20 protein-coding genes and 1 pseudogene are annotated in these 22957 nt (G+C 59.6%); 3 read left to right on the top strand and 18 right to left on the bottom strand.

Annotated features, from left to right (window positions below; all coding sequences use genetic code 11):
- Nucleotides 1-468: 468 nt before the first annotated feature.
- Entirely contained in the window at nt 469-1677 is a 1209-nt protein-coding gene (locus MHK04_RS06395) for an IS110 family RNA-guided transposase (RefSeq protein WP_239208124.1), read from the top strand.
- 258 nt (nt 1678-1935) lie between these two features.
- Here the strand turns inward: MHK04_RS06395 and arcC are convergent, their stop codons facing one another.
- From arcC to MHK04_RS06345, 10 genes and pseudogenes are all read right to left on the bottom strand, one after another.
- Nucleotides 1936-2874: a carbamate kinase gene (arcC, locus tag MHK04_RS06390; RefSeq protein WP_239208125.1), complete on the bottom strand. Its 939-nt coding sequence runs from the start codon at nt 2872-2874 to the stop codon at nt 1936-1938.
- Nucleotides 2875-2890: 16 nt separating this feature from the next.
- Complete coding sequence (argF, locus tag MHK04_RS06385; protein WP_239208126.1) at nt 2891-3886, bottom strand: ornithine carbamoyltransferase; 996 nt, start codon at nt 3884-3886, stop codon at nt 2891-2893.
- Between the two features lie 117 nt (nt 3887-4003).
- On the bottom strand, nt 4004-5290 hold the full coding sequence (locus MHK04_RS06380) for a dihydroorotase (RefSeq protein WP_239208127.1): 1287 nt from the start codon (nt 5288-5290) through the stop codon (nt 4004-4006).
- 24 nt (nt 5291-5314) lie between these two features.
- Nucleotides 5315-6250 (bottom strand): aspartate carbamoyltransferase catalytic subunit, encoded by a 936-nt coding sequence (locus MHK04_RS06375; protein WP_239208128.1) that lies wholly within the window; start codon nt 6248-6250, stop codon nt 5315-5317.
- Nucleotides 6251-6255: 5 nt separating this feature from the next.
- Entirely contained in the window at nt 6256-6813 is a 558-nt protein-coding gene (gene pyrR, locus MHK04_RS06370; RefSeq protein WP_239208176.1) for a bifunctional pyr operon transcriptional regulator/uracil phosphoribosyltransferase PyrR, read from the bottom strand.
- Between the two features lie 95 nt (nt 6814-6908).
- Nucleotides 6909-8205: pseudogene (locus MHK04_RS06365) on the bottom strand (IS3 family transposase).
- 428 nt (nt 8206-8633) lie between these two features.
- Nucleotides 8634-9698, bottom strand: a complete 1065-nt coding sequence (locus MHK04_RS06360) for a PDDEXK family nuclease (RefSeq protein WP_239208129.1) — start codon at nt 9696-9698, stop codon at nt 8634-8636.
- Nucleotides 9699-9771: 73 nt separating this feature from the next.
- A complete protein-coding gene (locus MHK04_RS06355) occupies nt 9772-10587 on the bottom strand; it encodes a TIGR02391 family protein (protein WP_239208130.1) in 816 nt (271 codons plus the stop codon).
- Nucleotides 10588-11233: 646 nt separating this feature from the next.
- Complete coding sequence (locus MHK04_RS06350) at nt 11234-12736, bottom strand: recombinase family protein (RefSeq protein ID WP_375545487.1); 1503 nt, start codon at nt 12734-12736, stop codon at nt 11234-11236.
- The gene (locus tag MHK04_RS06345) at nt 12715-14088 is read right to left on the bottom strand and encodes a cell division protein FtsK (protein ID WP_239208132.1); all 1374 of its coding nucleotides are present in this window, start codon (nt 14086-14088) and stop codon (nt 12715-12717) included. Before MHK04_RS06345 ends, MHK04_RS06350 begins: the two co-directional genes overlap by 22 nt.
- Nucleotides 14089-14239: 151 nt before the next feature.
- Between MHK04_RS06345 and eccD the strand changes: the two genes are divergently transcribed.
- Nucleotides 14240-15667: a type VII secretion integral membrane protein EccD gene (gene eccD / locus MHK04_RS06340; RefSeq protein ID WP_023020599.1), complete on the top strand. Its 1428-nt coding sequence runs from the start codon at nt 14240-14242 to the stop codon at nt 15665-15667.
- A complete protein-coding gene (locus MHK04_RS06335; RefSeq protein WP_239208133.1) occupies nt 15664-16863 on the top strand; it encodes a S8 family serine peptidase in 1200 nt (399 codons plus the stop codon). Before eccD ends, MHK04_RS06335 begins: the two co-directional genes overlap by 4 nt.
- Here MHK04_RS06335 and eccB read toward each other — a convergent pair.
- From eccB to infA, 8 genes are all read right to left on the bottom strand, one after another.
- Nucleotides 16853-18139: a type VII secretion protein EccB gene (eccB, locus tag MHK04_RS06330; RefSeq protein WP_239208134.1), complete on the bottom strand. Its 1287-nt coding sequence runs from the start codon at nt 18137-18139 to the stop codon at nt 16853-16855. The two genes, MHK04_RS06335 and eccB, sit on opposite strands and share 11 nt — an antisense overlap.
- A gap of 75 nt (nt 18140-18214) precedes the next feature.
- A complete protein-coding gene (truA, locus tag MHK04_RS06325) occupies nt 18215-19096 on the bottom strand; it encodes a tRNA pseudouridine(38-40) synthase TruA (protein ID WP_408922461.1) in 882 nt (293 codons plus the stop codon).
- A 147-nt stretch (nt 19097-19243) separates the two neighbouring features.
- The gene (gene rplQ, locus MHK04_RS06320; protein WP_023020595.1) at nt 19244-19741 is read right to left on the bottom strand and encodes a 50S ribosomal protein L17; all 498 of its coding nucleotides are present in this window, start codon (nt 19739-19741) and stop codon (nt 19244-19246) included.
- 72 nt (nt 19742-19813) lie between these two features.
- Nucleotides 19814-20824 (bottom strand): DNA-directed RNA polymerase subunit alpha, encoded by a 1011-nt coding sequence (locus MHK04_RS06315; RefSeq protein WP_005322760.1) that lies wholly within the window; start codon nt 20822-20824, stop codon nt 19814-19816.
- 114 nt (nt 20825-20938) lie between these two features.
- Nucleotides 20939-21544 (bottom strand): 30S ribosomal protein S4, encoded by a 606-nt coding sequence (gene rpsD, locus MHK04_RS06310; RefSeq protein ID WP_005322762.1) that lies wholly within the window; start codon nt 21542-21544, stop codon nt 20939-20941.
- A gap of 21 nt (nt 21545-21565) precedes the next feature.
- Nucleotides 21566-21970, bottom strand: a complete 405-nt coding sequence (gene rpsK, locus MHK04_RS06305; protein WP_005322764.1) for a 30S ribosomal protein S11 — start codon at nt 21968-21970, stop codon at nt 21566-21568.
- A 3-nt stretch (nt 21971-21973) separates the two neighbouring features.
- Entirely contained in the window at nt 21974-22342 is a 369-nt protein-coding gene (gene rpsM / locus MHK04_RS06300) for a 30S ribosomal protein S13 (RefSeq protein WP_005322765.1), read from the bottom strand.
- 183 nt (nt 22343-22525) lie between these two features.
- Complete coding sequence (gene infA, locus MHK04_RS06295; RefSeq protein WP_004566852.1) at nt 22526-22744, bottom strand: translation initiation factor IF-1; 219 nt, start codon at nt 22742-22744, stop codon at nt 22526-22528.
- Nucleotides 22745-22957 lie beyond the last annotated feature (213 nt).

The raw sequence follows: 22957 nt of genomic DNA, 5'->3' as shown, positions 1-22957 counted from the left end.
TCCCCGCCGGTCTCGCCGTACGCGGTCAGCGCAATCTCGAGCTCGTGGTAGCCCAGCTCCCGCTCGTTGGCATTATAAAAATGCTTCCCACAGGCTTTCTATCAGCGGAAACGGCGCCTATAACGTGCGTGTTTTTGCCTATTACGTTGTTGGCAGTTCCGCTTGAAGGAACTCAGGATTCGTACTCCTAGCCCCATGCTGGGGCAGGCTATGTTTATCTGCGTTCCTTCTGCCTTGGGGCAGTGGAACTAGTCGCTGGCTTCGGTATGGCTTGTTTTCGTCCCTGTCTGAAAATGATCCGGGGGGTGATGCCGCCGAAGGCAGCGACATACTCCAGACTGCTAATAGGAACCTGACCCGCACAGAATGTGCGAGGTCTCAAAGTAATGTGGATGCCAGCGTGAAGTATGTCCGACCACCAGCGATGAAATAAGTCCCATACTCATTCAATTCGCTAGGAGGTCTAGCATGACCTACGACTATGTCATCGGCATGGACGTCGGCAAATACTTTCACCACGCTTGCGTCTTAGACATCGACGGCACCCAGGTGCTATCTAAGCGCATCAACCAAAACGAAAAATCCTTGCGCACGCTGTTTTCAACGTTCAGCGCACACGACCACAGGATCCTTGTCGTCGTGGACCAGCCAAATAACATTGGTCGACTAACTGTCGCGGTTGCCCAGGATATCGGAATCGACGTGCGCTACCTTCCCGGTTTGGCTATGCGTCAAATCTCACGCATCCACGCTGGCAATGCCAAAACTGATATCCGGGACGCCTATATCATTGCCCACGCTGCAAAGAACCTTCCGGAGTCCCTCCGCAGCGTCGACCGTGTCGAAGAAGCTTTCCTCCAATTGAAGGTCCTCAACGTTATCGACGAAGACTTAGCGCGGTCCTACACCAGGCTTATCAATCAGATTCGAAGTGCACTAGTAGGCTGCTACCCGCAATTCGAACAGGCCCTTCGCGGTCAGATAATCCACCGCAAGTGGGTTCTGCACCTACTTGCACGCTACGGCGGACCGACCAAGATAAAACGCCTCGGAAAAGCCAAGGCAGCTGCCTTTGCTCGACGATATAAGGCACGCAATCCCGAATCTGTCCTCGATGCCATATTCGCTGCTATCTCTGAGCAAACAGTCACCATTGCAGGTGCACACTATGCCGAAATGGGCATAGCAATGTCGGCGAAAGACGCACTCTTAAAACTCGAACATCGCAAACAAATCGAGCAGGAAGTCATCGAGCTCATCAACGACATCCCCCACACTCAAATCCTGCTATCCATGCCAGGAATCGGACCAAAGACGGCAGCACAAATTCTCATGACCGCTGGCGATATGTCCGACTTTCCGTCAGCTGGGCACTTGGTCTCTTACGCTGGTTTATCGCCCCGAACGAATCAGTCCGGAACCTCGATCATGTCGAACTCACTGAACCGTGCCGGCAATAAAAAATTAAAGAACGCCCTATGGCAATCATCTTTTGCATCCATCAGATTCCACGAGCGTTCCCGGCAATTTTATGAACGAAAGCGCCGTGATGGCAAGAGCCACAACGCAGCAGTAGTAGCACTAGCCCGCAGACGACTCAACGTCCTCTACGCCATGATGCGCAACCACCAGTGCTACCGCGATCCCGCCTTACAACAGGAAGGAATCGCAGCCTAAACACCAAGAACGAAACAGCCGACTGGGAAAACCCAGTCGGCTAGCAGGCATGCCCGAAAACCACACAACCAAACAACCCCGCAGAGAGAATCCGCCCCCGATTTCTCCACCCTCGAGGTTGACAACCTATATAGGAACACCCCCTCCGCGCCTCAAACCTCCGCATTGCGGACAAGTTGGTGCGCGCCAACTATTTGGCCACGAAAAACGGGGCGCGGAACCTTTCCAAGTTCCGCGCCCCGCGATTGGGCGGCGGGCTTAGCTCTTGATGGAGGTGCCCACGGTGCCGTTCAGGGCCTCGCCGGCATTCTCCAGCGAGGTGATGATGGCGGTCCGCCCGGCGCCGCCCTCGACGTAGGAGACGCACGCCTCCACCTTGGGCAGCATGGAGCCGGGGGCGAACTGGCCGTCCGCCATGTGCTGCTTGGCCTCGTCGACGGCGATCTCGGTCAGGTCGCGCTGCTCGGACGTGTTGAAGTTGACTGCCACGTTCGCCACGGCCGTGAGGATGATCAGGTGGCTCGCGCCAACTTGGTCAGCCATGATCGCGGCGGAGCGGTCCTTGTCAATCACGGCGGGCACGCCCTCGAAGCCGCCGCCGTCGCGGCGGACAACGGGGATGCCGCCGCCGCCGGTGGAGATAACCACTGCGCCTGCGTTGACGAGCGAGGTGATGGCCTCGCCCTCGACGATCTCCGTCGGCTGCGGCGATGCCACAACCCAGCGCCAGCCGCGGCCGGAGTCCTCCACGTACGTCTCGCCGGTCTCCTCCATGAGGCGCTTCGCGTCCTCCTCGGAGTAGAAGGAGCCGACGGGTTTGTTCGGGTTGTTGAAGGCCGGGTCATCGGCCTGAACTAGTGTCTGGGTGATCAGCGACGCCACGGGCTTGGCAATGTCCCGCTTGTGGAGCTCGTTTTCCAGCGCCTGCTGCAGGTGGTAGCCGATGTAGCCCTGGCTCATGGCGGAGCACTCGGGGAACGGGATCTCCGGCGTGCCGCCGACCTTCTCGGCCGAATTGTCGGTGGCAACCTTGATCATGCCCACCTGGGGGCCGTTGCCGTGGGTGATGATCACCTCGTGGCCGCCTTCGATGAGGTCGACCAGCGCGGTGGCGGTGCCCTGGATCAGCTCGAGCTGCTCCTGGGGCGAGTTGCCCAAGGCGTTCCCGCCGAGGGCGACAACCAAACGGTGTCCCATGTCGATTCTGATTCTCCTAGCTGAGGGTGGCGTACATGACGGACTTGATGGTGTGCATGCGGTTCTCGGCCTCGTCGAAAACCTTGGACTGCGCGGACTCGAAGACCTCGTCGGAGACCTCCATCTCGGACACGCCGAACTTCTCGGCGATGTCGGCGCCGATGGTGGTCTTCGTGTCGTGGAAGGAGGGCAGGCAGTGCATGAAGATGGCGTCGTCGGCGGCCTTGGCCATGACGTCCTTGGTCACGCGGTAGGGCTCGAGGAGCTTGATGCGGGACTCCCAGATGTCGTCGGGCTCGCCCATGGACACCCAGATGTCGGTGTAGATCACGTGCGCGCCGGTGGCGGCCGCGTCCACGTCCTCGGTCAGGGTAACGGAGCCGCCGTTCTCAGCGGCAATCTCCTTGCACTGCTCCACCAGCTCGGCCTCGGGCATCTGCTCCTGCGGGCCGCAGGCGACGAAGTCCAGGCCCAGCTTGGCGCAGACGACCATGAGCGAGTTGGCCACGTTGTTCTGGGCGTCGCCCATGAACACGAACTTGAGGCCCTTGAGGCCCTGCGGGAAGTTCTCCTCCACCGTGAGCATGTCCGCGATCATCTGGGTGGGGTGGAACTCCGTGGTCAGGCCGTTCCACACCGGCACGCCGGCGTTGGCGGCCAGGTCCTCGACGATCTCCTGGGCGAAGCCGCGGTACTCGATGCCGTCGTACATCCGGCCGAGCACGCGGGCGGTGTCCTCGATGGATTCCTTCTTGCCCATCTGCGAGGAGCCCGGGTCCAGGTAGGTCACGCCCATGCCCAGGTCCATGCCGGCGACCTCGAAGGCGCAGCGGGTGCGGGTGGAGGTCTTCTCAAAGAGCAGGACGATGTTCTTGCCCTCAAGGTAGTGGTGCGGGGTGCCGGTGAGCTTCAGATTCTTGAACTCTTTGGAGAGCTTGATCAGGTAGCGGATTTCATCGGGGGTGAAGTCTAGTAGCTTGGTGAAGTTGCGGCCGCTAAGGCTGACAGGCATTGGAAACTCCTTTTCGCGTTGGGTAGAGGACAGTGGGAATTCCGTCCACTGTCAATGGTAACGCCGGGGCGGCTGCTTGTTCTATGCCCAACGCGTATGAGAATTATCACTGTTTGCTTATCGACGATCCCCAGCGAACGTCACCTCGCCCCGCAACACCGTCGCGGCGACGCGGGTGCTAAAGGTGTGGCCGCGGTACGGCGTGTTGCTGGACTTGGAGGCGAAGCCGGCCTCGTCCACCGCCCACGTGTCGTCCTCGTTGACCAGGGTCAGGTTGGCCGGCTCGCCCTCGGCGATGGGCCGGCCCTGGTCGGCGAGGCGGGTGATCTCGGCGGGACGCTCGGACATGACCTTGGCCACCCAGCGCCAGTCGGCGAGGCCGCCCTTGACAAAGATCTCGGCGATGATGGCCAGGGAGGTCTCCAGGCCCAGCATGCCGGGGCGGGCGAGCTCGAACTCGCATGCCTTGTCCTCGGGGGTGTGGGGTGCGTGGTCGGTGGCGACGACGTCCACGGTGCCGTCGAGAAGCGCCCTGCGCAACGCCTCCACATCGGTCTCCTCGCGCAGCGGCGGGTTTACGCGGTAGGTGCCGTCGTAGGTGTCCAGCAGGTCGTCGGAGAGCAGGAGGTGGTGCGGGGTCACCTCGGCGGTGATGTCCGCGCCCTGCTGCTTGCCCCATGCGATCAGCTCGACGGAGCCGGCGGTGGAGGCGTGGCAGAAGTGGACGCGGCCGTGGTAGTCGCGGGCAAGCAGGATGTCGCGGGCCACGATGGACTCCTCGGCGACGCGTGGCCAGCCGCCCAGGCCGAGGCGGCCAGCGTTCTCGCCCTCGTGGGCGCTGGCCCCCTCGGTCAGGCGCGGCTCCTCGCAGTGCTGGGCCAGCAACACGTCGGTACCGCGGGCGTACTCGATGGCGCGGCGCATGACGCGCGGGTTGTCAACGCACTTGCCGTCGTCGGAGAACATGCGCACCTTGGCCTCGGAGCGGGCCATGAGGCCGAACTCGGTGAGCGTCTCGCCCTCTAGGCCCTTGGTAACGGCGCCCACCGGGTGCACGTCGCACAGGCCCACCTGCTGGCCCTTGTGCCAGATGGCCTCGGAGATCACCGGGGAATCGTTCACCGGGGTGGTGTTCGCCATGGCGAACACGGCAGTGAACCCGCCGCGCGCGGCGGCGCGGGAGCCGGTCTCGATGGTCTCGGCGTCTTCGCCGCCGGGCTCGCGCAGGTGCACGTGCATGTCCACCAGGCCCGGCAGGAGCACGGCGCCCTTGCCGTCGAGCGTGGAATCCGCCTGGGCGTCCGCGCCCGCGTTGACGGAGGCGATCACGCCGTTTTCCACCAGCACGTTAACCGGCTCGCCCTCGCCGTAGGGGCGGACGTTGGTGATGAGCAGGGAAGTCATAAAAGTCGTCCTTTCGCGGCCCGGTTAGGCCAGATCCTCGTTGGCAAGAAGGGTGTAGAGCACGGCCATGCGGGCGTGCACGCCGGTGGTCACCTGCTGCAGCACGGTGGACTTGTCCTGGTCCGGCACCACGTAGTCCATCTCCATGCCGCGCAGCATCGGGCCGGGGTGCATGACAATCGCGCCGGGCTTCATCGCGGCGGAGCGCTCCTCGTTCATGCCGAAGAGCGCGGAGTACTCGTGGTTGGACGGGAAGAAGCCGCCCAGCATGCGCTCGGCCTGCACGCGCAGCATCATCACCACGTCCGCGTCGGGCAGTTCCGCGTCGAAGTCGGCGGAGGTGCGCACCGGCCAGTTCTCCACGCCCACCGGCAACAGGGTCGGCGGCGCCACGAGCACCACCTCCGCGCCGAGGGTGGACAACAGGTCCACGTTGGAGCGCACCACGCGCGAGTGCAGGCAGTCGCCGCAGATGACAACCTTCTTGCCGGCCACGTCCCCGATGCGCGAGCGCATGGTCACCGCGTCCAGCAGGGCCTGGGTGGGGTGCTGGTGGCGGCCGTCGCCGGCGTTGATCACGCTCGGGCCCTTGCCGCCCGGGGCGACAACCTCGGCCAGGTGCTGGGGCGCGCCGGAGAGCGGGTGGCGGATGATGATCGCGTCGGCGCCCAGCGCCTTCAGCGTCAGACCCGTGTCCCGCAGGGACTCGCCCTTCTTTACCGAGGAGGTGGAGGCGGCGATGTTCATCATGTTGGCCGACAGTGCCTTGCCCGCGGCCTCGAAGGAGGAGCGGGTGCGCGTGGAGTTCTCGTAGAAGAGGTTGAACACCATGCGGCCGCGCAGCGTGGGCAGCTGGGGCACAGAGCGGCCCTCGAGCGACTCGCGGAAGCGGTCGGCGGTGTCCATTAGGGCGACGATCTCGTCCTTGGACAGGTCAGAAATGCTCAGGAGGTGCTTCACGCTTCTTACGCTTCCTTTCGAGTGAGGATGACCGAGTCGCTGCCGTCAATCTCTTCCAGCAGCACAGCGACCTTTTCTTCGGTGGAGGTGGGCAGGTTCTTGCCCACGTAGTCCGCCCGAATTGGCAGCTCGCGGTGGCCGCGGTCCATCAGGACCGCCAGCTGGATGCGCGCGGGGCGGCCCAGGTCGCGCAGGCTGTCGAGCGCGGCGCGGATGGTGCGGCCGGAGTACAGCACGTCGTCCACCAGCACAACGGTGGCGCCGTCGATCCCCTCGTCGGGGATGGAGGTGGGCTGCAGCGCGCGGTGCGGGCGTCCGCGCAGGTCATCACGGTAAAGTGTGGTGTCAAGAGAGCCGGAGGGGATCGTCTTTCCCCCGTACTGCTCGATCTTGGTGGCGAGGCGCTTCGCCAAGGGAACGCCGCCGGAGGGGATTCCCAGGAGGACAACGCGGTCAGCGTCCGCGGTCTTTTCAATGATCTGGTGCGAAATGCGGTCGAGCGTGCGGTTGATATCCGCAGCGTCCATGAGTTCTCTCATTATTCTGCTCCTTCTCCGCGTCAGTGCGCGGTCCTTAAAGGATCTGTTGTGGCACCCTTTCGGGCTGAGGGAAACGGTAGCACAATGAACTGGCCCCCGAAAGTTGGACTGGTTTAACTCTAGGTGGTTAGGACTTCAAGGGTCTGATTTCGATATTGCATCGGGGTCAGGCCCTTGAGTCGTTGTTGGATGCGTTCGGTGTTGTACCACTGGATGTAGTCGTCGATCGCCTGGTTGAACTCTGCGACGGTGTCGAAGACTTCTCCGTGGTACATCTCGGTTTTCAAGTGGCCGAAGAAGTTCTCCATGACCGCGTTGTCGTAGCAGTTAGCTTTACGCGACATCGACTGAACACCGCCGTTGTCATGAATGAGGTTGCGCCAGGACGAATGCTGGTACTGGAAACCTTGATCGGTGTGCATCATCCACCCAGTCTCAGGCGCACACATTTTAATCGTCTGAGTTAAAGCATCGGCGGTAAAGGCTGTCGACGGTGATGTAGCCACGGTGTGGGCAACGATTGAACGGTCGAACAGATCCATCACCGGTGACAGGTAGACTTTGCGGCCTGCGATCCTGAGCTCGGTGACGTCGCTGACAAAGACGGTGTTTGGCTTATCTGGGGTGAACTTGCGGTCAAGTGTGTTCTCGGCAATGTGGCTGATCGTCCCGTTGTAGGAAACATATGGCCTGCGCTGGCGGACCTTGGCTCGAAGCCCCAACTCGCACATGAGTTTGTAGACGAGCTTGTGGTTGACCACCCACCCCTGGTTGCGCAGGTCAAGTAGCACTCGCCTGTAGCCGTAGCGATGCTTGTTACGTTCGAAGCTTTCCCGGATCGCGTCTTTGAGCGCAGCGTGCTTGTCCGGCTCGCTGAGTCGTTTCTGGTGGTAGAAGAACGTCGATCTCGGCATGCCTGCCGCATCCAAAAGGTATTGCAGACGATGCTGTGACTTGAGGATGACAATCGCCTGGACTTTCAGGCGCGTCCCTGATTCCTCAAGTCTCGCAATTTTTTTAAGTAAGCGTTTTCCGCTTCCAACCGTGCGATCTGGCGACGCAGCTTGTCCTCCTCCGTGAGCAGCTTCGGCGCGGCCAAACCTTTAGGCCTGCCTTTCGGCTTCGGTTTTAACGCGTCATCGCCACCTTTACGCCATTTCCACGACCACTGGCTGACTAGCTGCTCTGATGACAGGCCAAATTCACGCGCGAGATCCATCGCTGTCTCACCAGCAAGGTGGCGTTGGACAACTTCCTTCTTGATTTCGAACGAATACTGCTGCTTAGTCGGTTTCTCCACGAGACATAGCCTGCCATGCAGCGTAAACCGACGATAGAGCATACGGACGGCGTATTTGGAGACATCAAGAGCAGTGGCAGCAGCCTTAAAGCCCATGCCTTGCTCAAAAAGTTCAACCAACTGCTCGCGCTGATGCTCACTCAGCGAACTTCGAGCTCTCAATGAAAACTACCCCCCCACTAGTCGGTAACTGATTTTCTCAGTCCAACTAATGGGGAGCAGTTCAGGGATTGTGGCTTTTTTATTTTCCTTCCGTCCGACTATGCGCCGGGGGAAGCGCGTTGCGGACACTCAAAACCATACCGCCTTACAGGGCGCCCGCAACCGGAGTAATAACTAGGTAAAAGAAAGGTATACCCAAAAAATACAACAGCCCCTAGTACAAGGCTAGAGTTCGTAACAACAGGTCCTCAGGTTAGGGGTGAGGAACCGTTGTCTATGTAGCCCGGCTCCATTTCACAGACTATGTGTACGTCGGACGTATTTCTGTTAGTCACATGATCGCGCGCCTTAGTTCTGGGAACATGAGGCACCTGAGGACGCCCTATATCTCCAGGTCGGATGAGGCTCGCTCTGCCACCAAGGCAAGGTTTTCGCCCTGATAGAACCATGCGGTGGTGGCGGCAAAGTTCCCCCTAGGTACTCCTGCCCGTTTAAACAACTCGTTACTGAGCCTAGTTGCTGTCCATTCTTGTTCCGGTTCAACGCCCCACTTAAATGGCTTTTGTGAGTGCGAATTCCACGTGAATTTCTGCCGAGCAGGATCCTGGTTCAGCCATGCCTTTAAAGTGGACACACTTTCTTGATTGACCTGGCCAGAAGGATCAAAATCAAGTGAGGCTCCGTGAGGAATCAGATCATGGTCTAGAATCCTCGACACTGATCGACGGCGTCTTGTCTTCTGTTGTTCCTTCGCGGCGGTCACCCGGGGTGACTGGGCCCGAAGACGAAGCTGACTGATGTCTTCTACTGGGAATGCACGGTTGAAGCTGACAACTAGATTTGCAACAGTTTCTCCAGTAGGCACAGTGAAAAGATGATACTGGTGACACTCGATCGTCAGATCCGGGGCGACCTCATTGAGCCACTGCACGGTGGTCAAGACCTGAGCCGGAAACTCCGGAGCCACCAGCATGATTTTAGGGAGCGCGAAAGCCAACTCTTCATCAAATTCGTCATCGACCTCCAGGAAGCTTTCCAACTCCTCCTTCGCCTGGACTTCTGTCATCCGATCGGTGGGTTGGAACTGCTTGTTGTACCAGGCAGCATGCTCTTGGGCGAGGACGTCAAGGGTGAAACTCGATGCTAACGCAGCGTAAGTCAAGGCCTGGAGATGTACCGTTTTGTCCTTGACTCGCTTGAGCTCAATGACGACCAGCTCACCGGAATCTGACAACCCGACAATATCGGGGCGTTCCAAGGCCGAGCCTTCTTCGGAAGCCCAGCGGTTGAACTGGGTCGTGACGATCTTCATCTTCGGGTCGATTACCTCGGGGTGGTGAACGATCCACGCCTCAAGATCGGTGACCTCACCCAGGCCTTGTTCAATCATGCTCGTCTGTTCGCATACCATCGAGGATTTACCATCGACTTGCAAGAGTTTTACCATACTGCCAATCTAGAGGAGGGTTGTCGCCCATGCATATTGCCTCAGGGGTAGCGGTAATTCGACCATCCGCAGCTTAGGCTTGACCCTTCAGCCAGCTCCTGTCGATGACCCGGTGTGCATAGGAAATCATCGCCATGGCGTCGAGGAAATCTTGTTCCTTTTCTTCCGATCTCAGACGTGCACGATGGGCATGATCGTTACGAAGATGTCCGTAGATTCCGTTGAGTAGATGGATGAATCCGAAATGCTCCGCCTCATCTGCCGGGCTGGAGAAATCGTTTATGAATCGTGGCCCAGGGTTATTGCGTGTACCGAACACGTACTGAGTGAGCTTCTCTCCGTCAAGCGCGCATTCTGCGGGCCGGATACGTTCTATCAGTGACTTCGTCGCCTCGGTTACGGCATGGAACATCGACTGATTGATCAGTTCTTCTTCACAAAATCTCAGTGCCTCTGCATGAGTGCCACGCAAGACAAGCTTCTCTTTTAACCGCCTGGTCAGGGCGTCGGCGCCGATGACGCCTTCAAGTGCAGGGACAATGTGTCCCTCGTCGGTGACGCTGAACTTATAGGTGCGAAGGATTGTGTCGACGTCGGAGATGATCCGTTGACGCTTCTGGGGCTCCTTCAAAAACCGAGCTGGAGCTAGAGCCTCCGAGACAAAACGTGCCAGTGGCCCACTCGACTGAGCGAATTGTTGCTCGTTCATCAATGCGTGGTAGGCGATATCAGTCTTGGAGACAAAATCCTTGATCATCGTGATACCAGCCGCGGCGAAAGCGTTATGCATCTCCGTAGCTGAGATTCCCTCCCATCCGGCTACGAGTGCCTTGCAGAGCGCGCGGGTCAGAGTAGGGTTAGCAACGGGAAGGTTATTTGCAGAAGACATTCTTCAAATTTAGCCAGTGCGCCTGCAGTGGGTGTCCATGAAAAAGGATGACCCCATAGAATATTCGCTACAGTGAAAATTCATTCGTTCCTGTTTGTGCGTCGCTCACCACTTGTAGGACTCGCTGGGGTCATATCCCTGATTACGTAAGTACTCATCAAGCTGACCCTGTACATCTTTTCGCTCTTGAAGCTTCCGAGGCTAAATCCACTCATATCGGCGTCATCGGGAACGCGAAAGATCATGCCGATTCCAAATGCATGGACGCTAATATGTGCCATTCTAGGGCTCCTATCGCTTCTTAGAAGATCGATCATACAGGCGATATTGGCACACGGAGTGTTCAACGAGATGACCCACCACAGCTCCAAGAACCCTTCTTCACGTGTAAAGGTCGACCCTCAATGTGGTACCTCTGCACGTATCTACTAACACTATTCCTGAGTCTATTTGGGTGTAACCCAATTAAAAATTAACGATCTCGGACAGTTAAGATATTCTTTCCAGCGCTCGACATGCGAGGCTGCGAGAGTTGTGTCTAATTTTTCCCAAAACGCTACGGTTGAGCGGTGCCGCCCCCGAGGAACATGGACAGATTGGTTGCTAGCTCTCGCAGCACTCCCTCGTAGAAGCGCTTCACAGACAGCTACTGTAGCCAGGTGATCTTCACGCGGTGCGGGTCGAATTTCTTAGCGCCAGGCTTGCCAGGCAGGATGTGAATTTCCATTAGCAGCCGAGTCAGCCGTCGCTTATCCTCAACAGAGGCACCGCCCCACCACTCGGCAAAGTCCGGCACGTCAGCAAGTTCTACAGCAAGGGGGTCAGCAGCATGACTGGTCGTTAATTCACGCATTTTTCCATCAAGACCTGCAATCTGAGCTTCAATTTTCTTTGACATTCGCACGAATGTTGGCATGTCAATCTCTTCATCGATAGCAGAATTTTCAATCTGCTCACGCTTGGCCAACAACGCGTTTCGCCGTCCTGAAAGTTCTAGGAGTCGTTCGGTAAGGGTGTTGTTCTCTGGCGCCAAGGCCTTACGCAACGCATCCACGGCGTCAGGTTGCTCCATACGTTTAAGAATGACAGCTTCGATAAGATCATCAACCTCAGCACCGATAGAGACATGGGTACCGCCCGGCTCAGAGCGCTTGCAGGTATAGAAACGACGAGGTTTACCATCCTTGTTCTTCCGACTACGCGAATACATCGGTTCTCCGCAGGTGCAGGTCAGGACAGAAGCGAGAAAATAGCGCGGTGCGTTACCGCTATGTGAGAGCCGCCGCGACGGGTCGCGCAAGATTGCATCGAGCTTTTCACCTGTAACCTCGTCGATAATCGCAGACCAGTTGCCTTTACCAATGATTTTGCGATCTTTAACAAGACGTTTCCCCGTATCCGGGTCAGTTGGGTTGAACGTACTCAAGCCGCGCACGCGTGGATTGAGTAAAATGTCTCGCAGCGTTGGCGCCGACATAGGCCTGCCTGAAGTCGCAGTAAGACTGCGTGCATGAAAGACCTCGCGCACGGTTTCGCGCAGAGTCTTTCCAGCAATGACCATCGCGGCGGCGTCGAGAATAGCCTTGGCCTCTTCGTCGATGATGGTCTCAGCGTCAGCCTCGTAGCCGAACATACGCCGCCCGCCTGTCTTAGGCCGCCCTGTCCGAGCCCGGTCTTCGTAGGCAGCTCGAATACGTGCAGCACGATCAATAGACTCCTGCTCAGCAATCAGACCAAGAATCACGATAGTGAGCCGCGATGCAGGGTCTGAAGGGTCAATGTTGTAGCCACGGTTCGCTTTGACGGTGACGTTGTGCTTCTCGCACAACTCAAAGAGCGCCAGTGTGTCTTTGGTGCGACGGGTCAGCCTGTCGAGTGCGTAGACGTAAACAACGTCAATCTCGCGGTTCTCGATGGCGTGAATAAGCTTGTTGTAATCAGGGCGAGGGTCGCCAGAGAAGGCGGAGATGTTGTTGTCCACGTAGGTGGCGACCACCTTAGCCTCGTCAGCCTCAGCGTGCTTAGTGGCGAGGTGAATTTGCCGCTTCACACCGGCTTCTTCCTGCTTATCCAACGAAATACGTGCGTAAATCGCCGCACGCTGTGCTGTAGTCGCTGTCATACGCCCTATCGTACCCCAAACCCACATTCCTTATTGCCGCTGCCGGTCGCGCCGATGCACAGGCCATGCGGGCCCATGCCACCGTGGGCAGATTCCTTAAGATCCACCGTGACGGGTTGGCCGACCGTATCGATGCCGATGGGCACCATGAGGCGCGCCGAGCCTTCTCGGCCATGCCACATGCCGCTGGCCGCTAGTTCTTCCACGTCGCGATAGCCTAAAAGGCCCATGAGGTCACTTCCATGGCGGCCAGAGGTGCTATCGGGCCGGCGAAAGGAAGCCATGCTGCGCGCAAGCAATGTCGCAGCGGCCACGCTCATTCCATCGGGAGCCCCTAGTTCTTCCACCCCGGCTGCGGTGACTACCTGCAAGTGCTCCCCTGCCACCAGGCTTAGGCCTTCGTGCTCGGCACGTACCCCCAGCGCCGAGGACGGCGCCCCTGCGACCTCGATGATGGTGGTGTAAGAATCATCGTGGAAAAAATCCTCGGTGCCCGTAGTCAGCACGCCATCGACAATGAGGATGCGAAAGCGTGCCTTCTCCGGCGTGCGAGCGTGGGGCAGCCACTTTAGCCATTCCCACGGCCCACCACGAGCCTCGATGCCGCAAGCTTCTGGGCCATGCGCCAATGCCATCTGGAGGACCATAGCGCGCACCATATCGCGGGCGGGATCCGCAGGCTCTTCACCTCGCGTCGACGCCGTACCGGAAACAGAAAGAAAGCGAAAAGCCTGCAATTGAATAACCACCGGCATATCGGGCACGGTACCCACCGCTTTGATGGTCTGGCGCATGCTCACTGCGCACACTGGGTCTAAGTCCTCGGTGGCTCCAGAATCCGGCACGTTGATGGGAGTGCACAGCGTGGTAGGCCCAGTTCCTACGCGTACCTCGAGGGCGTCTGAGTCATCGGGGCCGCGCTCCCACATGCGACGCGAGCCTATCAGCGCGCTAAGCTCTTCCGGTGCGGGGTGGCGATAGTTCTCATGTGCGCGCTGCGCAGAAGCGTTGCATAGGGCCTTTTCCCGTAAGGCTTTGATGTGGCGCAGGTAGGTGCGTCGGGTTTCATCAGGATCCTGCCCGCTGTTATTGGGCCCAAACATCATCGCCATGCTCGCCAGCATCATCAGCGGAAACATCAAGGCCATCGGGCTTATCTGCCGGGAATCTCCCGCACCAAGCACCATAAGGGCGACCATGCCAAGCATCGCCGCAATCATCACCACCGGAAGGAGCAGCCGCACCAGCGGTACCGGTTGTGGGCGTACTGCCTCTGGGACCTCCTCGGCCTCAATGCTCCCGGTGGGCAGCGGCGGTGCAGCATCCCGCAATGGCATGGTCAACGGCTCAATTACACGGGTATCCCCGATCCCAAGCATGCTTAGGTAACCTCCCCCGAGCCACGCGCCAGCGCCCTTAGCCCCCTGCCAAGATTCCTCGCGCTGCGGTGGACACGTCGCCACTAGTAAGCCACAATATGTGGCATTGGGCAAGGGGGACGCCCACAATCCATTGACTTTCGGGGGAATAATGACTACTGCTACAGCGCACCACCTGCGCCTTACCATCCGCATTCACGCCGGTACATTCCACAAAGAGGCGGACGTGGCACTACCGTTGAGTTCCAGCGTGGGCGAGCTTTTGGCTGAAATCACGGACTTAGTGGATGCGCCCACGATTTCCGAGCCCTGGCGCGCCAGTACTGTTTCTGGCCGCGCTATCGATCTCACCGCCCCGCTGGCCGCCACTCCACTTACCGAAGGCGCCATCCTGGTTATTAGTCCGCGCGAGCGCCGCCCTGCGCCGGTGATTCGAGATGCAGCAGAATCGCTTGCCGCCGCGGCCGAGGAGGATACTACCGCTGCCCTTCCTGTTGTTTGGGCGTGGGGAGGGCTACTTGCCGCCTTCGCTTTGCTCTGGGTTAGCACCCTTCCCCTTGCGGCGTGGGCGGCGCTGGCCGCAGGAGCGCTTTTGCTCGCCCTGTGGATCCGTGTCCTGTCGCTGGTGCACCTTAGCTTGGTGGCCAGCATGGCGTGCGGCTGGGTGATAATTTCGCCCTCGCTGGATGAGGCGCCGTTTGCCGCATTTACCGCCTGTTTCACCCTGCTCATCGTGCTACTTGCTTGCCACGTCACCGGGTTAAGCACGGTTCGCACCAGCTCTGCGGCACTCACTGTCTCGGCTCTCATCTTCATCGCAGCATTGGGGTATCTGCTGCCCGGACCAAGGGCAGGGCTACACGCCAGCCACGGTACGGCGGCCGCTGCCTGTGTCATCATCGCCGGCATTATTATGCTGGCCACTGCCCCTGCATTGAGCATTGCTACTGCTGGCCTCAAGGTTCCGCAGCTGCCCACGGCCGGCCAAGATCTTGCGGTATCCGATGCTAGCCAGCCGGATGTCGATAGCCGCGCGTGCCGCGCCAGCAGCGCCTACGAGGGAATGTGCTGCGGCCTGTCACTCTGTCTTATTCCGGCGCTCATCGCTCTCTCGTTTACAGGCAGTGGTCCGGCTCTATCACCGACCCATGGCGCGCCTGATTCTCTCACCGAGTACATTTCGGTGCTTTTTGGAACAGAGGGCTCCGGCGCGGGCTTCGTCCAAGCACTCTGTGTTACTTCCGCGGGTGCCGTAATGATGCACGCCTCCCGGCACGGTCGTGCGCTAGCCAGTTGGGCACTCATGGTTTTGGCAATTGCCGCGTGCCTGGCTACTTGTCTCTGTGCCACCCACGCGATAGTAGATTCCGGGCTTGCACATGCTTGGGCACCGGCCTTGATTTCCGGTCTCGTTCTCATCGCTATGATTAGCGCCCCGCTGTGGGCGTCCAAGGTGGCGGGGCTAGAGCCCACCACCATCGCTTGGTTTGAGCGCATCGAATCCCTAGCTATTGCCGCCAGCTTGCCACTCGCCGCCCACCTAACCGGCGTTTTCATGCTCATCAGGGGTATCGGATGATGCGCAGTCTACCTACTACATTGTGGATAAGCCCGGCGCTTCTTGCTTGCGTAGCTGTGGCAATACTTCCCGTTACCTTAGGTGCTGCGGCATTAGTAACCGCTCCCGATGCGACCGCGCGTGAACCGGACCGCGAATGCGCAATCGCGCATTCCTCACCGCTTTCGCCCCAACCTAGCGAGGATCAGCTCAACTACCGCGCCCGTCTGCACTCCTTTGCCACCGGGGAGGGCGTAAAGGTTGCCGTTATCGATACCGGCGTGGCTACCCACGATCAGCTGCGGCACCTCAGCGGTGGCGCGGACCTTATCGCGCCGGAGGAACCGGAGCCGCACCGCGACTGCGACCTGCACGGCACCGTCGTAGCCGGTATCATCGCCGGCCACGATATCGGTATCGCGCCACGGGCGGAAATCTACGCTGTGCGCCAAACCAGCGCGCATTATCGCCAAGAGCGAGAAGACAATACCACCGGCTCGCTAGATACCTTGGCCCAAGCGATTGATGACGCCGCCGATGCCGGCGCCCGCATCATCAATATCTCCGTTGTTTCTTGCGTCCCGCCGGATGTGGCCGCCCAGGTGGATACTTCCCGGTTGGACGGTGCTTTAGCACATGCGGAAGAATCTGGATCCGTGGTAATTGCCGCATCCGGCAACGCTTCTTCCGGTAGCTGCGAGATGGGTGACCGAGTATTTCCAGCGGATTCGCCCACAGTGCTCTCAGTAAGCGCCCAAGCGGATTCGCACGAGCTCGCTGACTACTCTCTGACTTCGGCGGATGGCCCACAACTGGCCGCGCAAGGATTTGTACCACTCGCGCTCAATCCCGCCGGCGGATGGGCCGACGGCAAAGAGGGTACGGACGGCACGTCACAATTTCACGGCACCTCCTTTGCCGCGCCGGTAGTCAGCGGCACGGCAGCCCTACTGGCGCAGCGTTTCCCCGATGACAGCCCGGCCGCCCTGCGTAAACGCTTAGAAGACGCCGCGGAGCCGGGACACGGATTCGTCGACCCGCTCACGGTGCTCACCCACGTGGAATCATCCACGCTCGGAGATACCCGAGCAATGGCTATCCGCCCCGCCGAAAAGAGCACATCACGCGCACCTATGCACAGTGCATGGGCACTCGGCGGGTTGGCGTTGGCGCTAGCCGCGTGGGCAACGTGGCGCGGGCTGTGGTCTAAGAGCTGACCTGCAGCGCCTGCTCCCGGCTAAGCGCCGAGCCTTCCGGCAGCAAACGCAGAATCTCCCAGGGCACCCGCGCGCCTACACCAGTGCCCAGCGCCTCTAAGGTCTCTTTATCCTTGACCTCGTGCCGCTGACCCGTCGGTGCAACCACGTGGTAGCCATGACCGCTATCTACTCCTACGCCTCCGCCGTTGAGACCACCAAAGCGCTGCGCCACCGTCTCACCAGCCAAGGCTACGGTACCCGCTTGGGCAGGTACCACTTCCCCGCCGCCCTCATTACTCGCACACATCCAACCATCGTCTGGGCTCACAAAGCGGAAAGTGGTGGAGGGAAGGTTGAGGTTTAAGGGGACGTCGGCAAGCGCAGCAATCTCCTGGGCCGTGGATGTCGCCGTCTTGGCGCCTAATCCAATAAGCATCTGCGCCTGCGTGGGCGTAAGCTCGGCGACGCCATCGGGTGTGCGCGCCCATAGGCCCTGGCCTGTGTCTACGACCTCCGGCGGCTGCGCCGGAAAATTCAGCGGAGGCAACTCCGCAAAAGCATTGAGCAGCTCAGGCGGCATGGGCCAGGCGTGGGTGCCGTCGTCCACACCAATCGCGCGACGCACCACACGCCCCTGGGTGCTAGAGGGATCAGGCAACGCCACCCGGCCGTCCTGAGTAATAAGCCACTGCGTGCCTTCGGTCTCCACCAATGCGGCGCGCTCCGGCCCCAGGCCTTCCTGGTCGGGCTCGGCAAGCACGATGACCTCTTGTGCAGCAACCTGGTGGCCGCCGATGCTAGTCGGGTTTTCCGCCCCTGAGTACTCCTCTTTACCTGCCAAACAGGCCGCCCAGCGCTGCTGCGGAGTCTCGCTGGCAGCCGCAAGGTACCCCGGGGCATCCGCGATCCCTACCGGGGACCCCAGAAGCGCGTCGTGCAGGTGTTCATCCCCTATCGCCTGAGCCTCGGCAGCCTGACCAGCGATAATGCGCGCAGACGCCAGGTTAAAGACTGGGTGGTAGGTATCATTGACATCCACAAATAGCTGGCCCTGCTCCGAGCGCACTACGGGCGCATCGCCCGGTTGCGGGCTCGGTTGCAGCCATGCGAGCATGCCAGAGCCCACCGCGAGGAAGGCTATGCCCACTCCGCCGAAAAGCAGGGCTTTGCGCCGCCTTGCCAAAGGATCATGAATCATCCTGATATCGCCCAATACGAGCCCGTGCTCGACGCGGCGGCGCAGAAATTTATGCCCCGAAACTTGGGCCTTAGTAGTAGGCAGCGGACGTGCCATGATTTTCCCCCGAAAAGTCTGTGTACACCCAGCACACAGGCTATCCCAGGTGGGCTCCCACCGCCACCTGGAAAGCTAGTCGGCGCTGCGCCGTTCCCGAGTAGCCTCGGCGCGAGCGGCCATCTGATCCGCCGCCGGGTAATCTACGGCCACCAGAGAAAGCCCTTTCGCCGGAGCCACGGGGATGCTGGAGGAGCGTTTGGTCTCGTGGAGCAGCGCTGCGGCGAAGTCGGCATCGCGGCGCCCCTCCCCTACACGCAGGCAGCACCCCACCAAGGACCTAACCATCGACCAGCAAAACGCATCGGCGCTCACGCGGGCCTCGAAGAGCTCTGGTTCCTCAGGCGTTGAAATATCCCGCCAGGAGAACTCTTGCAGCTCACGAATGGTCGTGGCATTCGGCTTAGCTTTGCAGAAGGCCGCGAAGTCATGCAGGCCTACCAACGCGGTGGCGGCCTCCTGCATGGCATCGATATCCACTGGCTTTATCCACTCGGCGGTATCCCGCGCACGCGTCGGCAAAGCGCCCCGCGGGCTGGTAGTAATCCGGTATACATAATGCCTGCGCAACGCCGAGAAACGCGCATCAAAGCCCGCGGGCGCAAACTCGCAGCTATGTACCCGCACGTCTTCAGGCAAAAGCTTTGCTAACCGACGCACCAGCTTCCCCGGTTCCCCCGCCACTGAGCGCTGCTCCAGCATCTCTTTGGGAACGTCCACGTGGGCAACCTGGCCACGCGCATGGACCCCGGCGTCCGTCCGGCCGGCGACCGTTAGCGGTACCTTTGCGCGGGCAATCATCGCGAGTGTTTCTTCCAGCACGCCTTGCACGGTGCGCAGACCGCCTTTTTGCTTCGCCCAGCCGTGGAAATCCGTTCCGTCATAGGCCAAGTCCAAGCGCAGGCGCACGAACCCGTCTGCCGGCCCTTCTGCGGTGGTAGATGCTGCAACAGTCATGGTGGGACTCATGCTACCGGAGGCACTTTCCTCGACCAGAGCCGGGCCCAGCTCCCCGTGCACCGTTCGGAAGAGTCCAGAAATAAAAAGCCGCCGCCCTCCCACAAGTGGGAAAGGCGGCGGCAAAGCGCTAAGGCCGAAGGGGAACTACTTCTCCTCGGACTCCTCAGCTGCGGTCTCCTCAGCAGGTGCCTCGGTTTCTGCAGCCTCGTCTGCCTTAGCTTCCTCAGCCTCGGCGGCCTTAGAAGCGGCAGCGCGGGTAGCGCGGTTAGCCTCGGAGGTCACGGTCTCCTCAAGAACGAGGGAGATCTGGGACATCGGGGCATTGTCACCGGTGCGGTTGTCCAGCTTGATGGTGCGGGTGTAGCCACCCTCACGGTTCTCAAACTTCGGTGCGACCTCGTCGAACAGGTAGGAAACGACATCCTTGCGTGGGATGAGCTTCAGCACTGCGCGGCGGTCAGCAACGGTGCCGGACTTAGCCTTGGTGATGATCTTTTCGATGTACGGGCGAAGAACCTTCGCCTTAGCATCGGTGGTCTTGATAGCGCCGTGCTCGATCAGGCTGGCTGCCAGGTTGCTCAGCATGTGAGCCTGCTGCTTGGCGGAGCCGCCGAGACGGGCACCCTTCTTAGGGGTTGGCATTGTGTACTCCTCGTATGCGGTAAAAGTTGAGCGCGCGGCAATTAGGTAATTGCCGCAAGTCAGCGGGGTTCTTTACTCGGAATCCTCAGCAGCCGGGTCCTTGAAGTCACCGGTTTCTGCGTCGTAGCCCTCGAGCTGGGTCGGGTCAAAGTCCTCAGGGGTGTCCTTGAGAGCCAGGCCCAGGTTAGCCAGCTTGATCTTTACCTCATTGATCGACTTCTGGCCGAAGTTGCGGATATCCAGCAGGTCGGACTCGGTGCATTCAGCGAGCTCGCCCACGGTGTGGATCTCCTGACGCTTCAGGCAGTTATAAGAGCGGACGGAGAAGTTCAGGTCCTCGATCGGCATGCCATAAGCAGCGATGTACTCGGTCTCCTGCGGGGAGGGTCCGATCTCGATGCCTTCGGCAGCGTTGTTCAGCTCGCGAGCCAGGCCGAAAAGCTCAACCAGGGTGCCACCGGCGGAAGCCAGTGCATCGCGTGCGGAGATCGAGTTCTTGGTTTCGACGTCGATGGTCAGCTTGTCGAAGTCGGTGCGCTGCTCAACACGAGTTGCCTCGACCTTATAAGAGACCTTCAGAACCGGGGAGTAAATCTGGTCGACCGGGATACGGCCGATCTCACCGGAGGTAGGAGCGGCTGGGACGTAACCACGGCCGCGCTCGACGACGAGCTCAATGTCCAGCTTGGCGGTGTCATTCAGGGAAGCGATGTGCAGATCCGGGTTGTGGATCTCCACGCCAGCCGGCGGCTGGATATCGCCCGCGGTGACATCGCCCGGGCCCTCCTTGCTCAGGTACATAACTACCGGCTCATCAGAGTCGGAAGAAAGCACCATGCTCTTGATGTTCAAGATGATCTCAGAAACGTCTTCTTTCACACCGTTGATGGTGGTGAACTCGTGGAGAACACCATCGATCTTGATGGAGGTTACTGCTGCACCCGGAATGGAAGACAGCAGGGTACGACGCAGCGAGTTACCGAGGGTGTAGCCAAAGCCCGGCTCGAGCGGTTCGATGACGAACTTGGAACGAGACGAGTCGATGAATTCCTCGGTGAGTTGAGGACGCTGGGAAATGAGCATTGCAATTCTCCTTTTCGGCGACCGCTATTTGACGCCGGTAGAGGGGTAAAAATCTTCGGGTTCGAAGATTCCTGGTTCTCCGCCAGGCCATTAAAGGCCTCGCGGAATAACAGTTTACTTCGAGTAAAGCTCGACGATGAGCTGCTCCTGCAGCGGAATGTCGATCTGAGCGCGCTCGGGCAGCTGGTGCACGAGGATGCGCAGGGTATCAGGAACAACCTGCAGCCATGCCGGTACGTTGGCATCGATGAGGGCGTCCTGAGCATCTTCGAACCATTCCATCTTCTTGGAGCGGTCACGGACATCGATGATGTCGTACTGGGTGACCTTGTAGGAAGGAACGTTGATGTTCTTGCCGTTCACGGTGAAGTGACCGTGGGAGACAAGCTGGCGAGCCTGGCGGCGGGTGCGTGCCAGACCTGCACGGTAAACTACGTTGTCCAGGCGGGACTCGAGCAGGATAACCAGGTTATCGCCGGTCTTGCCCGGGAGGCGGTTAGCCTCTGCGTAGTAGCGACGGAACTGACGCTCCAGCACACCGTAGGTGTACTTTGCCTTCTGCTTCTCCTGGAGCTGCAGCAGGTACTCAGATTCCTTGATGCGGTTGCGGCCAGCCTGTCCCGGTGGGTACGGGCGGCGCTCGAATGCCATATCTCCGCCGACCAAGTCGACGCGAAGACGGCGGGATACGCGGGTAGCGGGGCCAGTGTAACGAGCCATTTTCTTACCTCTTCCTTTCCCTTAAACCTTGCGGCGCTTGGTCGGACGGCAGCCGTTGTGCGGCTGTGGGGTGGCATCCGTGATCGAGGAAACCTCGAGGCCTGCGGCCTGCAGGGAACGGATGGCGGTCTCACGGCCGGAGCCCGGACCCTTGACGAATACGTCAACCTTCTTCATGCCGTGATCCATTGCCTTGCGTGCAGCGTTCTCAGCTGCCATCTGAGCGGCGAACGGAGTGGACTTACGGGAACCCTTGAAGCCAACGTGGCCGGAGGATGCCCAGGAAATAACAGCACCGGTCTGATCGGTGATCGAGACGATGGTGTTATTGAAGGTGGACTTGATATATGCGTGGCCGAGAGCCACATTCTTCTTTACGACGCGACGGCCGGAACGGCGCGCGCCGGAACGAGTCTTTGGAGGCATGAATTACTTCTTCTTTCCTGCGATCGTCTTCTTCGGACCCTTACGAGTGCGCGCATTGGTCTTGGTGCGCTGGCCACGTACAGGCAGGCCACGACGGTGGCGCAGACCCTTGTAGCTACCGATTTCAATCTTGCGGCGGATATCAGCCTGAACCTGACGGCGGAGGTCACCCTCAACCTTCCAGGTAGCCTCAATTGCGTCACGGAGCGCCGACAGCTGGTCATCATCCAGGTTGTCAGTGCGCAGGTCAGGAGAAATGCCAGTCTTTTCTAGCAGTTCCTTGGCACGGGTTGGACCGATGCCGTAGATGTAGGTGAGAGCGACCTCCATACGCTTATTGCGTGGGAGGTCAACACCAGCTAGACGTGCCATATGGCGTGTCCTTTCGGGTTGTTACGGCGGTTTTCTCCCCATCCGTCCCACTCCATGCAACGCTTCGCCCGGACCGTGCCGGGAATCCTTGGGTTACTTACCAGTGTGGGCTCAGGCCACCGTAGCCTGAGGTGGACAGGGTGAACCTACAGGTTCACCCTTGGGTGAGGAGGCTTACAGTTTTTACTTGTAGCGGTAGACGATGCGTCCACGGGTCAGGTCATAAGGAGACAGCTCTACAACCACGCGGTCCTCTGGGAGGATGCGAATGTAGTGCTGACGCATCTTGCCAGAAATATGTGCAAGAACCTTGTGTCCATTGTCGAGCTCGACACGGAACATTGCGTTGGGCAAAGGCTCGATAATGCGGCCTTCTACCTCGATTGCGCCTTCCTTAGCCATAACCTCTACTTTTCTGGCGACGGACAAGTGTGCCGTCACCTGCATGTTTGTTGTCTACTGCGGTGGCGTATCCGCGCCAGCCTCACTGACGCTATACACCGACTTAACAGCATACGCTGCAGCGACACGATTTCCAAACCAGTGCGCTTTTCGACGTCCCATAATGGACTTCCCCGCTGCCCTACCCTTGTGCCCACGGTCAGAGTTCTTAAG

The sequence above is a fragment of the Corynebacterium nasorum genome (genome assembly GCF_022345765.1).
GTDB lineage: Bacteria > Actinomycetota > Actinomycetes > Mycobacteriales > Mycobacteriaceae > Corynebacterium > Corynebacterium kefirresidentii.
This window is presented reverse-complemented; position numbering and strand designations above follow the sequence as displayed.